13 protein-coding genes and 1 pseudogene are annotated in these 14,328 nt (G+C 50.2%); 9 read left to right on the top strand and 5 right to left on the bottom strand.

Annotated elements, in window-relative coordinates; genetic code table 11:
• Nucleotides 1–161: 161 nt before the first annotated feature.
• Nucleotides 162–647, bottom strand: a complete 486-nt coding sequence (locus tag GUA98_RS25700) for a CcdC family protein (RefSeq protein ID WP_176476192.1) — start codon at nucleotides 645–647, stop codon at nucleotides 162–164.
• 302 nt (nucleotides 648–949) lie between these two features.
• Between GUA98_RS25700 and GUA98_RS25695 the strand changes: the two genes are divergently transcribed.
• Nucleotides 950–2,083 carry a hypothetical protein gene (locus GUA98_RS25695; protein WP_153976701.1) on the top strand — a complete coding sequence of 378 codons (1,134 nt, stop codon included), beginning with the start codon at nucleotides 950–952 and terminating at the stop codon, nucleotides 2,081–2,083.
• Between the two features lie 106 nt (nucleotides 2,084–2,189).
• Here the strand turns inward: GUA98_RS25695 and GUA98_RS25690 are convergent, their stop codons facing one another.
• Together GUA98_RS25690 and GUA98_RS25685 are read right to left on the bottom strand one after the other, a co-directional pair.
• Entirely contained in the window at nucleotides 2,190–2,762 is a 573-nt protein-coding gene (locus GUA98_RS25690; RefSeq protein WP_193724824.1) for a TetR/AcrR family transcriptional regulator, read from the bottom strand.
• Complete coding sequence (locus GUA98_RS25685) at nucleotides 2,759–3,484, bottom strand: MBL fold metallo-hydrolase (protein WP_193724823.1); 726 nt, start codon at nucleotides 3,482–3,484, stop codon at nucleotides 2,759–2,761. The genes GUA98_RS25690 and GUA98_RS25685 overlap by 4 nt, the downstream gene beginning before the upstream one ends.
• A 418-nt stretch (nucleotides 3,485–3,902) precedes the next feature.
• On the opposite strand from GUA98_RS25685, the gene GUA98_RS25680 reads away from it, so the two are divergent.
• Both GUA98_RS25680 and GUA98_RS25675 read left to right on the top strand, forming a co-directional pair.
• Nucleotides 3,903–4,361 carry an Rrf2 family transcriptional regulator gene (locus GUA98_RS25680; protein WP_095361548.1) on the top strand — a complete coding sequence of 153 codons (459 nt, stop codon included), beginning with the start codon at nucleotides 3,903–3,905 and terminating at the stop codon, nucleotides 4,359–4,361.
• A 212-nt stretch (nucleotides 4,362–4,573) separates the two neighbouring features.
• Nucleotides 4,574–5,200 (top strand): nitroreductase family protein, encoded by a 627-nt coding sequence (locus tag GUA98_RS25675; protein ID WP_193724822.1) that lies wholly within the window; start codon nucleotides 4,574–4,576, stop codon nucleotides 5,198–5,200.
• Nucleotides 5,201–5,315: 115 nt separating this feature from the next.
• Here GUA98_RS25675 and GUA98_RS25670 read toward each other — a convergent pair whose 3' ends face one another.
• Both GUA98_RS25670 and GUA98_RS25665 read right to left on the bottom strand, forming a co-directional pair.
• Nucleotides 5,316–5,999 carry an S-layer homology domain-containing protein gene (locus GUA98_RS25670; protein ID WP_193724821.1) on the bottom strand — a complete coding sequence of 228 codons (684 nt, stop codon included), beginning with the start codon at nucleotides 5,997–5,999 and terminating at the stop codon, nucleotides 5,316–5,318.
• Nucleotides 6,000–6,138: 139 nt separating this feature from the next.
• Nucleotides 6,139–7,041: an AraC family transcriptional regulator gene (locus GUA98_RS25665; RefSeq protein ID WP_193724820.1), complete on the bottom strand. Its 903-nt coding sequence runs from the start codon at nucleotides 7,039–7,041 to the stop codon at nucleotides 6,139–6,141.
• A 216-nt stretch (nucleotides 7,042–7,257) separates the two neighbouring features.
• Between GUA98_RS25665 and GUA98_RS25660 the strand changes: the two genes are divergently transcribed.
• The 6 genes and pseudogenes from GUA98_RS25660 (at nucleotide 7,258) to GUA98_RS25635 (ending at nucleotide 14,319) form a co-directional block, all read left to right on the top strand.
• Nucleotides 7,258–8,313 (top strand): lactonase family protein, encoded by a 1,056-nt coding sequence (locus GUA98_RS25660; RefSeq protein WP_193724819.1) that lies wholly within the window; start codon nucleotides 7,258–7,260, stop codon nucleotides 8,311–8,313.
• Between the two features lie 346 nt (nucleotides 8,314–8,659).
• Nucleotides 8,660–10,469, top strand: a pseudogene (locus tag GUA98_RS25655) (rhamnogalacturonan lyase).
• 476 nt (nucleotides 10,470–10,945) lie between these two features.
• Nucleotides 10,946–12,025: a sulfate ABC transporter substrate-binding protein gene (locus tag GUA98_RS25650; protein WP_193724818.1), complete on the top strand. Its 1,080-nt coding sequence runs from the start codon at nucleotides 10,946–10,948 to the stop codon at nucleotides 12,023–12,025.
• A gap of 79 nt (nucleotides 12,026–12,104) precedes the next feature.
• Complete coding sequence (cysT, locus tag GUA98_RS25645) at nucleotides 12,105–12,941, top strand: sulfate ABC transporter permease subunit CysT (RefSeq protein WP_193724817.1); 837 nt, start codon at nucleotides 12,105–12,107, stop codon at nucleotides 12,939–12,941.
• Nucleotides 12,942–12,981: 40 nt separating this feature from the next.
• A complete protein-coding gene (gene cysW / locus GUA98_RS25640; protein WP_193724816.1) occupies nucleotides 12,982–13,857 on the top strand; it encodes a sulfate ABC transporter permease subunit CysW in 876 nt (291 codons plus the stop codon).
• Nucleotides 13,858–14,079: 222 nt separating this feature from the next.
• Nucleotides 14,080–14,319, top strand: coding sequence for a YezD family protein (locus tag GUA98_RS25635; RefSeq protein WP_095291770.1), 240 nt, complete (start codon nucleotides 14,080–14,082; stop codon nucleotides 14,317–14,319).
• Nucleotides 14,320–14,328: the final 9 nt, after the last annotated feature.

Raw genomic sequence — 14,328 nt, 5'->3', positions numbered from 1 at the left:
CTTTCCGATTTGCTTTGATATCTAATAACTGCATCCATTTTTTGTTCGTTTGTAAATTTAGCCATAGAAAAACTGCACCTCCAATTGTTGATAATGTCTAACAATTGGGGTGCAGTTCAATGCCGAGAACGTGTCTTTTATTTTGACTTCGTCGCGTAAGCTCAAGCCGATGCAGCAACGACTTCTTTGTAGTGTTTATACATATATACCCGCCAGCGCACGATCATGCCGAAGGCCAAAAGGAAGAACAATCCACCGGTTTGCGGAATGGTGACGTACTGCTGAATGACTTCATGCAGGATCAGACGTACCGCCAGCAACCCAAGCAGAATGAAGGCAAAGCTGCGGGAACGGGTCGCGAATATCTCTTCGTTTACCTTTTCAAACCGGGTACTGCGAATGAGAGGATACGAGAAGATGAACCAGCCAACCAAAAATGCAATTAAGGCCCACCATAACGGAAAATGCGTCTCTGGTACAACAAACATGAAAAATCCGGTACTCATGCCCAGTGGGGGAATCAGAATTTTGCGTATGGTCACCGGTCTGTGACTGGCTTTCAAACGGATGAAAATGGCAAGCAATGCCATGATAAGCATACCCAGGGTTGCACCGATCTGAAGGTAAGACGGACTGATTTGAGCCACGGAAATATCCCTCTTTCTGGAATAATATATGTTCCGGACATCCGGATCATCAAACAAATCATAGAATTTATTGTTTCTATATATAGATTCTATTATATCACAAACCAAGAAAGCCGATAGAATGCTTAGTGCATCATTTTGCCCGAATACGGTATAACGAGATGAACACAGTTTGTATTGAAAATTTGTACTATTTTGTCCAAAGCAGGTGCATTTATGCGAGCAAGGGCAAATCAGGTAATTACACGCGATATTCGATGCACTAAGAGAGCAAGCAAGACACCCTGGGAGGAAGACACAGCATGAAAAGAAACCACAGGCCGCTAACCTTATGGTTGCTGGCTTGTCTGACAGTGATATCGGTCGGTCTGGTTGTCCCCTGGATCTGGTGGCAATCTCAAGCACCAGTGCTGCTGAACATCATGATTATAGACAAAACGAATGCTAATGCACCTTCTCCGGGATATAAGGGCCTGGTTTGGCTGTTGAATCAACAGAAGATTGTACAGAAGACCGGAGAACGATACGTTTATGACGAAAATGAGGATGAGGTTAACCTCCTAGAGCATGCTTCCCCAATAACGAAAAAACTTCCGGACGAAGTCACTGAAACCGATCTGATCTATCTGGCTTCATCTAAAACAAATGCTGCACCTTCTGTTCGTCTCAGAACGAAGAAGGTCGAGGAGCCCGCAGGGTTAACCGTTTATGATGCCCTTAAAATTCGCGAAGCTGCCAGCAGAGGGGTCGCCGTCGTTGCAGAGTATAATACACAATCCTTATGGACGTCGGATAACGTCAGGGAGCAGCTTCATCCCATTCTGGGCTTGAAGAGCAGCGGATGGCGGGGGAAATACATATCCAATCTGCAGAGCCGAGTTCAAGTGCCTGAACAGGTACGCATGGATTATGAGCGTATTGCAGGGCAGGCTTGGCCGTACTCCGGAAAGGGCATTCTCCTGGTGCATGACGATGGCCGGGTCATCGTGCTGCGTGGCGGCAAGGATGTCCAGACAGCAGAGATCAAGCTGTCTTTTACGGAGAAAGGCAGGCAGTGGAGCGGCATCCAGCAGGAGTTCCAATATACCAGCTGGTTCGATGTGGTCGTGCCGGATTCGCCAGAAACGATACTGGCAAGATACAAAACGAGCCTGACTCAAGAAGGACGTCAGAAGCTGGTTAATGCCGGTATTCCAGGTGATTTTCCAGCCATCCTTCGTAATGATGGAGAGTATCAGTCGTATTATATGACAGGTTCATTCGGAGAGATGGAGCATTACTCATTCTGGCGCAGGATCAAGGGATGGGATGTTATCAGAGAGTGGCTTACACCGAATCGAAAAGAAATACCGGATATGTTTTACTGGAAGGTGTATGTGCCTGTCATGAAACAGATTCTGAAGGATGTTCAAGCCGAAGAGCATGTGTGGCCATAGAGAAATACCGTTCGAAGAGAAACGACAGAAGGTAGAAAGGGATGCAGTGTAGTGCTGCATCCCTTTTTCATATGTTTACGATTTTTTAGAAGTTTACGGGGCAGAGTCAGTCCTGATGCAAATGCTGCAGCCCATTAAGGAAGGCCTGGACGGTCAGGTGCAGACTCTCATTGGAATCAAAATCCATGTTGAACCCGCCCTGGGCTTCAATGGATGCGAAGCCGTGGCACAGGCTCCTTAATCCGCGCACCGCATGCAGCGCTTCGGCTTCGGTAAGCGGGTAGGGCTGCAATGCATGCAGCAGAATGTCCAGCGTAGCTGTATTGGCTGCGGCAAGCTCCGGTTCATGGATATCCGGAGCGTGGAACGAGGCTTCGTACAGCCCTGGATGCTGGCGGACGAAGCCGATATAAGCTGCGGCGATGGCCTGTATGGCCTCGTCGCCCGTGCGTTCAGCGGCAGCCGTGGCAAGTGCCTGGCTGAGCTGCAATACAGACATCAGCGCCAGTTCCTGGCGAAGCCCGGGAAGCCCGCTGATGTGGTTGTACAGCGACGGAGAGCGCACGTCCAGCCGCTGGGCCAGTGCGGCCAGCGTCAGCGCCTGGAAGCCGTCGCTGTCAGCAAGCTGAGCCGCGGCACTTAGCAGTGTGCCGCGATCCAGCCCCTGCCGCGGGCTCACAGGTGCCCCCCGGCAGGGCGCAGCCGCTGCTCCGCATCAGCCGCAGCCGCACGCATGGCGGCCGCTGGCTGGCGCAGCATCCGTCCGTGGCCTACCGCCAGCACGGACGGTTCCAGCTCGGCCAGGTGCTTCGCGCTGGCCAGAGCCAGTTCCCGGTTCCACGTCGCAAGCGCGGGGAACGGGAAGAGCGGGCGCACGCGGCCGGAGACGGCGAGGCCGCCATGCAGCTGATACGCGTCGCCGGCAATGAGCACGCGGCTGCGCGTATCCATGAAGGCCATATGCCCTGGCGTATGGCCTGGAGAAGCAATGGCGATCAGGGAACCAATGCGATCGCCGTCTTCCAGCAGCCGGTCCGGACGGGTGCGGATGCCTTTGGGCACACTGCCGCGTACCGGGGTCTGGGGTTCTCCCGGAAGCAGGGCAGCATCTCCGGCCAGCAGCCTGGCATCCCGGCTGGAGATAGAGACCTCTGCTGAAGGGACGGCCTCCTTGAGACCATCCAGCGCACCGACATGGTCGCCATGGGCATGGGTCAGCATAATCCGGGTGATCGGTTTACCAAGGGACTCGGCGGTAGCAAGAATCCCCTTCAGACTAAATGGCATCCCCGCATCAATGACGGTTACACCATCATCTTCTTCCACAAGATAGACGTTCACAGGGAAAAGACGAGGGAGAAAGGAAATCTGAATAACGTTATGTTCACGAGTTAATCTCATCGATCGGCCTCCTAAAACTAATGGTATTAGTAATATAACTAATGTCATTAGTTTTTGCAAGCTGCCTTGTAAAATAAAAAAAATCGAGGAAAATCTTCTCTTTACAAAAAAAGCGTTTTCAAATTGAGAGATACCGATTATAATGATGTCGTAAGCCCTTTCATATGTCTATCTTTTTGGAGCCATTCGCGATGCGATTGGCTCACTTTTTTTGTTCGTTTTGTATAGAATCGCGGTTACTTTCGTAAAATGACCTTGTTCTGTTTGAGGACGAAAATAGCTGCTATTATAGGGAATCCTGGGCCTGGTTGCACAGGGGAACAGAAGTTGACAAACATAACTGTTATTCCTATAATAACAGTTGAACTTACCTTGTGTTGAAGCACATCGGTGATTGCTGCCGGGAAGGGAGTAAGTGATGAACAGTGAATTTACCATTGCCGTCCATTGTCTGGTTTTTCTGTCCATGAAGGATGAGTGCATGGCGAACAGTGAAGACCTGTCCCATAGCGTCGGTACGCACCCGGCGAGAGTACGCAAGGTTCTTAGTGTGCTGCGGAAGAATGGTTATCTGACCACCAAGGAAGGTGCTCACGGCGGATACCTGCTCAGTCGTCCGAGTGAAGAGATCAAGCTTGGAGAGTTGTACCGTCTGGTTGCCGGAGGTTCACTTGGACCCAATTGGTGTTCCGGAGAGTCCGGTTCCAATTGCATCGTCTCCTCTAACATGCAGGATGTCATGGGAAGCATCTATGATGGCGGTGAGGAAGCGCTAACTTCCTATTTCGACAGTATATCGATTGAGGATGTGAAGCATCGTATCGGAAATGGGGAAGCATGCTCTTCGTCCAAGAATGAATTGTCGTCGAACGGTTAATTGGCATGCACGTTGTCCCGGTGAAATGAGATTCATGGATGTTTCAGGAGATTCCGGGCATAACGTGAACACAGATGGGTGCGATCGTCTGCGCTGATGTTATTTTCGGAAGGTGGGTATCTCGTAGAGATCACTTGATATGGCCTTGCGAACATAAATGAAACAACAGAAATGATTAGATATAATAAAAACAACTTTGGGGAGTGGGATGAATGTCCAGCATTGAAAACAATGAAACACTGCGCGTCATTAACGAACGTCATTCAGTCAAGAAATATGAAGCTGGCTTTGTTATGCCAGAGGAGGATCTCACTGCGATCCTGACTGCAGCTTCTGAAGCTCCGTCTGCATGGAACCTGCAGCACTGGAAATTCCTTGTGATTGAATCCGAAGCGGATAAGGCTAAATTGCTGCCGATCGCTTATGGTCAAAGTCAAATCACAGAAAGCTCCGTTACAATCGCTGTACTCGGAGACCTCGAAGCCAATCGCAATGCGGTCATCTATGATCAGGCTGTTGAAGCTGGCTACTTGAAGCCTGAAATTCGCGACGCGTTGGTTGGTCAAATCAACGGTGCTTATCAAAGCCAGCAAACGGCTCGCGACGAAGCGATCCGCAATGCTTCTTTGGCTTCGCAAAACATTATGCTGGCTGCGCGTTCCCTTGGCTATGATACATGCCCAATGGGTGGTTACAACCCGCAGCAACTGATTGAAACATTCAACATTCCTCCTCGTTACATTCCTATCATGCTGATCACAGTAGGTAAAGCGGCACAACCGGCTCGCCCGGCAGGTCGTTTACCATTGACTGATGTCGTCGTTAGGGGTTCGTTCTAAGAGATATTCGTATTAAAATAGCCGCATGCCCCCTAGGGAGCATGCGGCTATTTGCTTTAGCTGGAAGGATTGGGTAGCTCAGCCACCCATCATTTCCATTTCTTCATTGCAATTATTATTTCTCAGGTGTTTCCGGGATTTGCGGAGCATGGAAGCTTTCCATGTATTCGATGGCATTGTACATCATTACTGCCGCTTCAGCCCGAGTAATGGTTTCCTTCGGATTGAAGTTGCCATCCGCATCAAGCGTGTTGATTTTAAGAACCAGCGAGCGCTGAACCGCACCCTGATATTCCGGAGTAAGCTCCTGTTCATCTGTAATGTCTACCGGTTTGATGTTAATCATCGGCAGGCCGCCTTTGGCTTCGATCCCCTTCATCAGGAACAGAGTGAATTGTTCGCGTGTCATTTCTGCAGCCGGATCGATGTCCTTGGCCATCTGAATTCCATTATACTGGGCACGAACGAAGGCATCGCTGTACCATACACCGTCTTTGACGTTGCTGAAGGTATCACTCGGGAGCGGTTGTTTGATAAAACGAATCGCATCCAGGTTCAGATCGAGACCATCGGTAATCAGCTGCACTCCTTGTGCGGTATTTAATTGCTGTTCCGGTTTGAACAAGCTGTCGCTCACTCCCTTGATCAATCCATCCTGATGCAGAGCTTCAATTTTGTCAGCACCTGCAATACCTTGAAGGTCAGTAAAATGGGCTTGAGCAGCGTTAATCGGGCCAGCACTCAGGGAGAGTGTGAGCAGTGCTCCGGCAGTAATAGTGGCTAGTATATTTTTTTTCATGTTGAAATCGCCTCACTTTTCTAGGGAGTCCCTTTGTATAAAAGCTATTTGCCCCTATAGACGACCCTTGTCTAAAAAAGGTTGCTGCATTTTTCCAACAGATGATTCGTTTTGTTTCAAGTAACAAGGGAATGCATAACTAACCCTTGGATTTGTTGCGATACTCCGTGGGTGAACGTCCCATCATTTTGCTGAACAGTCGTGAGAAATAATAAGGGTCCTTGAACCCCAGCTCAGTGCTGATCTGTTTGACGGTCCAGTCCGTAAAATCAAGATAGCGGCAGGAATGCTGGATTTTGAGTCGCAGGAAATAGTCTATGGGTGAATGTCCGGTTGCCTGCTTGAATAGTTGTGAATAATGGGGTGCCGATAGCTGGGCCTGTGCGGCGAGCTCCTTTAACGTCAAACCGCGCTCCAGATGTTCCAGCATATACTGGACCGATTGTTCTGCCGCTCGTTTGCTGCTGATCATGCTGACCCCTGTTCCCTGACCATAGGCCAGCATGCCGAGCATATAGCCTGTGATCTGCGAAGCGTATATCATGGCTTGAAGGGAGTACCCGGTTTCCAGTGCATCATAGCATTCATGGAACAGCTCCAGCCATTTGGGGGCTTTGGAAGGAGCGATGGCAGAGATTTTATTGGCCAGGAGCAGTTCAATATAGGTAGAAGCGTGTTCGCCGCGCAGATGAATCCAGTAGATGCTCCAGGGTTCTGCCGCATTAGCCCCGTAAACGTGGGCCATATATGCAGGCAAGATGACCAGGTCACCTGCATGTACAACTTGTGGTTTGCTGCCATCTAATTCGTACCATCCTGTTCCTTGTACGCAATACATGAGAATATGGGAGTCACATCCTTGAGGCCGATCCCGGTAATGATGCTCCGCTTCATGGAAATATCCGATATCCGTAACGTACAGCCCTGCAGTTACTGGGTATCGAGCTGCTTCTTCGAGCAGCGGATCAGGCAGTACAACGAGTTTTTGCATAGGGAATCCGGCAGATTTGCGCAGTGTGGTTGTACGGTTGTAAGGTCTCATACTTGTATTATGGTGAGGGAGAATGGGGGAGTCAATGTCGAATATGCAAGCGTTCACAGAAATATCATGATCTTGAGAACGTTGCGTCTGTTCCGATGAAGCAGAAGCCGTTGAATTGGGTAAGTACATTATAGTGGAAACATCAATCCAGAGCATGAACCGACTCATGAAGAGAGATAGACGTAGAATTGGAAAAGAGAAGGAGAGATGAGAGATATGGAACGAACAGCTGCGAATGAAACCTTTTTCTATACAGGAACTTATGCATCAGCGGATCAACCAGGGATTGTGCTGTGCGCACTGGATGCAGATACAGGTGAGATGAGAATCGTCAGTCACACAGAGGGTGTAGACAACCCATCCTATCTCGCATTATGTCCAGATGCTAACTGTCTGTACGTTGCGAGTGAAACCGATGAGGGAGAGGTGCTGGTATATCGCAGGGATACGGCAACGAGCGAACTGCATCTGATGGATCGCAAACTGACCAAAGGGGCTTCTCCTTGTTATGTGTCGGTCACCGAGGACGGCAAATGGGTTCTGACTTCGAACTACAGCAGTGGGAGTGTGAATGTATTCCCGGTAGGGGATCAAGGGACGCTTGAAGAGATGAGCGCACTGGTTGAACATACAGGCAGAGGGAAGAACGATGATCGTCAGGAAGGACCTCATGCTCATTCCATACAGCCGGACCCGTCCGGACAGTATGCGGTCGTATGTGATCTTGGGCTCGACCAGATTATTGTTTACCGTATGGAAGAAGGAAGGCTGGTCACACACCGCGAAACGAATCAGCCCCCTGGTTCTGGTCCAAGACATTTGGTTTTCCATCCGAGTGGGAAGTGGGCATATGTCATTAATGAGCTGAGCAACACGGTTACCGCATTCATGTATGATGAGCGGAGAGGTGAGTTCAATTCGCAGCAGCATATCTCCACACTGCCTGAGGGGCATTCGGGAGAAGGAACAGCTGCAGATATTCGTGTATCCCCTTGCGGCCGTTTCCTGTACGCTTCCAACCGCGGCGATGACAGCATCGTGCTGTATCATATTGATCAAGAATCCGGAAAATTGGAAGCCGTGGAATGGACGTCGACCATCGGTCAGACTCCTCGCAACTTCAATTTGCTGCCAGGCGGCATTCTGCTCGTGGCCAATCAGGATAGCAACAATATTGTTGCATTTCAAATGGATGGGGAAGACGGGCGCCTGACGCACAATGGATTCAAGCTCGAAGTGTCACGTCCGGTATGCATTACGCCTGTGGTATAAGCTGCAGTGCTGCAATAAGCAAATTCAAATCCAATGAACTCAAGACCATGCATGGGCCTAATCCAGCATGGTCTTTTTTTTTTATAATTCAACCTATCCGAAGAGTTCAACGTATCCCAAAGAATACAAAATCAAAGTCCTTACGACACGAAATTACTAATTTAGACCTATAGATGGAATTAAATGTTTAATTTAGAATGAAAATATTAAAGCGCTTACATAAAGATGACGCTAAAGGGACAACGGGCTTACCAATTCCATTTGGGGAGGCTATTATTCTATGTTGAATCGATTGTCTTGGAGAAGGACGCTGCGAATTGCCGGAATAGCCCTGCTAAGTTCAGCCATGCTGACGACTGCGTTTGGACTGGGGAACACACCGGTAACCGAGGCGGCGGGTACGCGTCAGATGGAGTTCCTGGACCGTGGGGTGGTTGCGGTAAAGACAGGTACGGGTGTGTTTGTCAGCTGGCGTCTTTTGGGTACGGAAGGATCCAATGTTTCATTCAATGTATATCGGGATGGAACCAAAGTGAACGCATCCCCCATAACCAATAGTACGAACCTTCAGGATGCCAGTGGGACAAGCAGTTCGAAATATACGGTTCGGGCCGTAGTGGGAGGAACCGAGCAGGCAGCTTCGGCAGCTGCGAGTGTATGGGGAAACAACTACCTGTCTGTGCCCCTCAGCATTCCGGCGGGCGGGACAACACCGGATGGGGTGGCTTACACGTATAGCGCCAATGATGCCAGTGCAGGTGATCTGGACGGCGACGGGGAGTATGAACTAATCGTGAAGTGGGACCCTTCCAACTCCAAGGATAACTCTCAGAGTGGATATACCGGTGAAGTATTTATCGATGCCTATAAATTGAACGGGACACGTTTATGGCGAATTAGCCTCGGCAAAAATATCCGCGCAGGTGCTCATTATACCCAGTTCATGGTGTATGACCTGGACGGCGACGGCAAAGCAGAGGTAGCGATGAAAACGGCTGATGGCAGCAAGGATGGCACCGGTACGGTCATTGGCGATGCCAGCAAGGATTACCGCAATTCCAGCGGATACGTTCTATCCGGACCGGAATTCCTGACCATCTTCAACGGGCAGACGGGCAAAGCCCTGTCCACAGTGAACTATGAACCGGCACGTGGCAACGTATCCGATTGGGGAGATAATTATGGCAACCGGGTTGATCGCTTTCTTGCAGCGATTGCCTATCTGGATGGAGAACGTCCAAGTCTGGTCATGGCACGTGGATACTACACGCGTACGGTGCTTGTAGCCTACAACTGGCGGAATGGGCAGCTGACGAAGCAGTGGGACATTCGATTCGAATACATCCGGCAATGCCGGGTATGCCGGTCAGGGAAATCATAATCTGAGCGTAGCGGACGTGGATGGCGACGGCAAGGATGAGATTATCTATGGTGCCATGGCGGTGGATGATAACGGAAAAGGGTTGTACACGACAGGGCTTCATCATGGCGACGCCATGCATCTAAGTGACCTGGACCCCGACCGTGCCGGGCTGGAGGTATTTCAGGTTCATGAGACCCCGTCCAATGCGGGAGTTGAATTCCGTGATGCACGTACAGGGCAGCTGATCTGGGGCATACCTACAACAAAGGATATCGGACGCGGCATGGCAGCGGATATCGACCCGAGATATAAGGGGGCTGAGGTTTGGGCAGACGGTGGTCTGTATACAGCCAAAGGACAGAAGATTGGAACAACCTTGCCTTCATCCACGAATTTTGGCATCTGGTGGGATGGAGATCTGCTGCGGGAACTGCTGGACAGCAACCGAATCGATAAGTGGGACTATGCCAACAGCAAAACGGTTAATTTGCTGACAGCTTCAGGTGTCTCCTCCAATAACGGTACAAAATCCACACCGAATCTGCAGGCTGACCTGTTCGGGGACTGGAGGGAAGAGGTGGTATGGCGGACAAGCGATAGCTCTGCGCTGCGGATTTACACCACAACTGCGGTCACGGACAAGCGGATTTATACCCTGATGCATGATCCGGTGTATCGTCTTGGTATCGCATGGCAAAATGTTGCCTATAATCAACCACCCCACACCGGTTTTTATTTGGGTGAAGGCATGAGCACGCCACCGGTACCCAATATTCATTACGCCGGAAAATAGGAGATAAGCATAAGCTGCGGCTACCATAGCAAGATTCAATGTTAATCCGTTATTCTGCCTGATCCGAGGACAACAGGGGCATCCTGTTGTCCATTTTTCATTCCATGTCAATCGAATAGAAATCCGGAACAAATCGGAAAAAACGTTTGACAGGCCAGAGGGCTGCCCTTATGATATGCATATAACTTACTAAACAGGTAGGAATAATAAAAATGATTGCTTTAACTATTGCGGCAGCAGTCATTACAGTCAGAGAAGAGTAATTTGAACAGAATAACGTTCTAACCGTATCGACGGAGGAACACCGCAGCACATCATTTCTGGATGAAGCATACACGGCCTTGGGTCGGCATGACTTTGTGAGGGAGAAGTGTGCTTGGTGGTTCCTCCGTCTTTTGTTCTTTTTCGGTGCGTTCCATACTGTTCAGCCTGCCTGAGGTAGTCATTGCAGAACCATTCTGGGGGGAGTGTTGTTTATGAAAAAGAGAATTCATAAGGGTATTCTGGTTGGTCTGGCATTGGTATTAACAGGGGTATTGGCAGCGTGCGGCGCGGAGAGCAGCGGTTCCAGTGCAGCAGGAACATCGGGAGAGCAGGATAGCGGTAAGGAAACGGCCAAAGCCATCGAGCTGCTGAATGTATCCTATGATCCGACGCGGGAGCTGTATGAGCAATATAACAAGGCGTTTGCAGCGTATTGGCAAAAAGAAAAAGGCCAGGAAGTGACGATCAAGCAGTCACACGGCGGTTCCGGTAAACAGAGTCGTTCCGTGATCGATGGCTTGGACGCAGATATCGTTACACTGGCATTGGGATATGATATCGACGCGATCGAGGATAAAGGGCTGATTAATGCGGGCTGGCAGGATAAATACGAGCACAACAGCTCCCCATATACCTCAACCATTGTATTTTTGGTACGCAAAGGCAATCCGAAAGGCATTAAGGACTGGGATGATCTGATCAAAGGGGATACCCAGGTGATTACCCCCAATCCGAAGACGTCCGGTGGAGCAAGATGGAATTACCTGGCGGCATGGGGATATGCACTGAAGAAAAACAACAATGATGAGGAGAAGGCGAAGGAATTCGTTAGTGAACTCTTCAAGCATGCACCTGTACTTGATTCCGGGGCTCGTGGCTCTACGACAACATTTGTTGAACGTGGTATCGGTGATGTGCTGCTGGCCTGGGAGAACGAAGCGTTCTTATCGGTAAAAGAGCTGGGTCCGGACAAATTCGATATCGTTGTTCCTTCCGTTAGTATCTTGGCTGAACCACCTGTAGCGATCGTGGATAAAAATGCAGACAAAAAAGGCAGCCGCGAGGTCGCAGACGCTTATCTGAAGTATCTGTATAGCGAAGAGGGGCAGACCATTGCCGCGGAAAATTACTATCGCCCGACGCTGGATAGCGTGAAGGAGAAATTCAAAGACCAATTCCCGGATGTTGAATTGTTTACCCTGAATGATGTATTTGGCACTTGGCGGGATACGCAGGCCAAACACTTTAACGACGGCGGGATCTTTGACCAGATCTACGTTCCAGGCAGCTAATGTTGGATACAAATAGAGCTCACCGCCATGTAAGCGGCCAACCAGCCCTACCGGCTGAAGGCAGAGAGGATGAACGTCCATGAGCAAGGTGATGGTGGCCCGGAGACGCACACTGCCGGGCTTCGGATTGACAATGGGGTACAGTGTGTTCTACCTGAGCCTGGTTGTACTTATTCCACTGACAGCGTTGATCTTTAACTCCACGGGCCTGACCTGGTCCACGTTAATTGAGACAGCAAGTAACCCCCGGGTGCTTGCTTCTTTCAAGGTTAGCTTCCTGACGGCAGGAGTCGCTGCTTTGATTAATCTGGTTCTTGGGCTGCTCCTGGCTTGGGTGCTGGTCCGATACGAATTCCCAGGCAAGCGCCTGTTTGATGCGGTCATTGATCTGCCATTCGCCCTGCCTACTGCAGTGGCAGGTGTTGCCCTTACGGCTCTGTATGCCGGAAATGGATGGATAGGGCAGCTGGTGGAGCCTTTGGGTATCAAGCTGGCGTATTCGCAGGCAGGCATTACCTTGGCACTGATGTTTATCGGCATTCCGTTTGTTGTACGTACGGTACAGCCGGTTCTGGAAGAGCTGGAGGCCGAAGTGGAAGAGGCAGCCGCGACGTTGGGAGCAGGGAGATGGGGCATTTTTCGGACGATATTGCTGCCGGACCTGATCCCGCCGCTGCTGACCGGGTTTGCACTTGCTTTTGCCAGAGGCATTGGGGAATATGGATCAGTCGTATTTATCTCAGGCAACATGCCGATGAAAACGGAGATTGCACCCCTGCTGATTATGGCGAAGCTGGAGCAGTTTGATTACGCAGGAGCTACGGCTGTAGCCTTGCTGCTGCTGCTGGTTTCTTTTGTCCTGCTGCTGGTAATCAACTCCCTTCAGCGCTGGAGCAGGAAGGCAGGCCGGGCTTAGGCGTAATAAGCCAACCTTAAACCAAAAGGAGGTACATATGATGGCGGGTTCTGTTCCAATAACGCCTGCTCCCCAAGTGCGAACCGGTCCGGGGCCAAACCGTGCAACGACGGAAGCTCCATGGGTCAAATGGCTGTTGATCGGACTGGCAAGTCTGGTACTGCTGTGGCTGCTTATTTTGCCACTAATCATTGTAATGATGGAAGCACTGAAGCAAGGGTGGGGTGTCTATATTGCAGCTCTTACCGAACCGGATGCCATGTCTGCCCTGAAGCTGACACTGCTGGTAGCGGCGATTACCGTACCGCTGAATACGATATTTGGTGTAGCTGCAGCCTGGGTCATCACCAAGTTCCAGTTCAAGGGAAAGGGAATCATGATCACGTTAATTGATCTTCCCTTCTCCATCTCGCCAGTGGTGGGCGGGTTGATCTTTGTACTGGTATTTGGCTCCAATGGCTGGTTTGGTCCGTGGCTGGCAGAGCATGATATCAAAATTATTTTTGCCTTGCCTGGTATCATCATCGCAACGCTGTTTATTACCTTTCCTTTTGTGGCACGAGAACTCATTCCATTAATGGAGGATCAGGGTACGAGGGAAGAGGAGGCAGCAGTTACGCTCGGCGCTTCGGGATGGCGCATCTTCTGGAATGTCACGCTGCCCAACATCAAGTGGGGGCTGCTGTACGGCATCATTCTGTGTAATGCCCGTGCGATGGGCGAGTTCGGAGCTGTATCGGTGGTGTCGGGACATATTCGCGGAGAGACGAATACACTGCCGCTGCATGTCGAGATTTTATACAACGAGTACCAGTTCTCGGCATCGTTCGCTGTCGCTTCCTTATTACTGATCCTGGCTCTGGCAACGCTGCTGCTCAAGAGCTGGCTGGGACACAGAACGGTTTCAGAGAAGTAGTTGAGGGTCCGAATTTCGGCCCTCTTTCCAGCCTTTTTGGAAGTTCTCACGAGTTCAATATCATTCATTTACATTTCTTAAAAATACAGATTGACAGCTAATGGAAGCCCTGCTAATGTATAAACCAAGTATATGGGTTGGATAAGAATGAATTATAAGTCGGACGGATGATCACGCGTCAATCATATAGCGGGCAGCAGCCCGGGAAGAGGAGGCGGCTCTATGGCTAAGCCGTTAAAAGTGGATGAGGTATGGATGGATCGAATTGCCGGACAGCTGAATGACATGGAGTTTGGCTCGCTTCACATCGTTGTACATGAAGGTCAGATTGTGCAGATGGAGCGGACTGAACGCAAACGATTTGAGAACACGCCCTCAGGCAGCACCTCCAAATCCGGCAGCACTGCACGAAGCAGCTCCCCCCGCTCATTGCGCGGATCGAACGCAAGTGCGAAGGGGTAGAGACTGAGG

Origin of the sequence: Paenibacillus sp. P13VS (assembly GCF_015143645.1) — a bacterium.
Taxonomy (GTDB): Bacteria; Bacillota; Bacilli; order Paenibacillales; family Paenibacillaceae; genus Paenibacillus; species Paenibacillus xylanilyticus_A.
This window is presented reverse-complemented; position numbering and strand designations above follow the sequence as displayed.

Coding starts and splice junctions, on each gene's coding strand:
- GUA98_RS25695 (WP_153976701.1), top strand. CDS start 950: ATGAAAAGAAACCACAGGCCGCTAACCTTATGGTTGCTGGCTTGTCTG.
- GUA98_RS25685 (WP_193724823.1), bottom strand. CDS start 3,484: ATGAGATTAACTCGTGAACATAACGTTATTCAGATTTCCTTTCTCCCT.
- GUA98_RS25680 (WP_095361548.1), top strand. CDS start 3,903: ATGAACAGTGAATTTACCATTGCCGTCCATTGTCTGGTTTTTCTGTCC.
- GUA98_RS25675 (WP_193724822.1), top strand. CDS start 4,574: ATGTCCAGCATTGAAAACAATGAAACACTGCGCGTCATTAACGAACGT.
- GUA98_RS25670 (WP_193724821.1), bottom strand. CDS start 5,999: ATGAAAAAAAATATACTAGCCACTATTACTGCCGGAGCACTGCTCACA.
- GUA98_RS25665 (WP_193724820.1), bottom strand. CDS start 7,041: ATGAGACCTTACAACCGTACAACCACACTGCGCAAATCTGCCGGATTC.
- GUA98_RS25660 (WP_193724819.1), top strand. CDS start 7,258: ATGGAACGAACAGCTGCGAATGAAACCTTTTTCTATACAGGAACTTAT.
- GUA98_RS25650 (WP_193724818.1), top strand. CDS start 10,946: ATGAAAAAGAGAATTCATAAGGGTATTCTGGTTGGTCTGGCATTGGTA.
- cysT (WP_193724817.1), top strand. CDS start 12,105: ATGAGCAAGGTGATGGTGGCCCGGAGACGCACACTGCCGGGCTTCGGA.
- cysW (WP_193724816.1), top strand. CDS start 12,982: ATGGCGGGTTCTGTTCCAATAACGCCTGCTCCCCAAGTGCGAACCGGT.
- GUA98_RS25635 (WP_095291770.1), top strand. CDS start 14,080: ATGGCTAAGCCGTTAAAAGTGGATGAGGTATGGATGGATCGAATTGCC.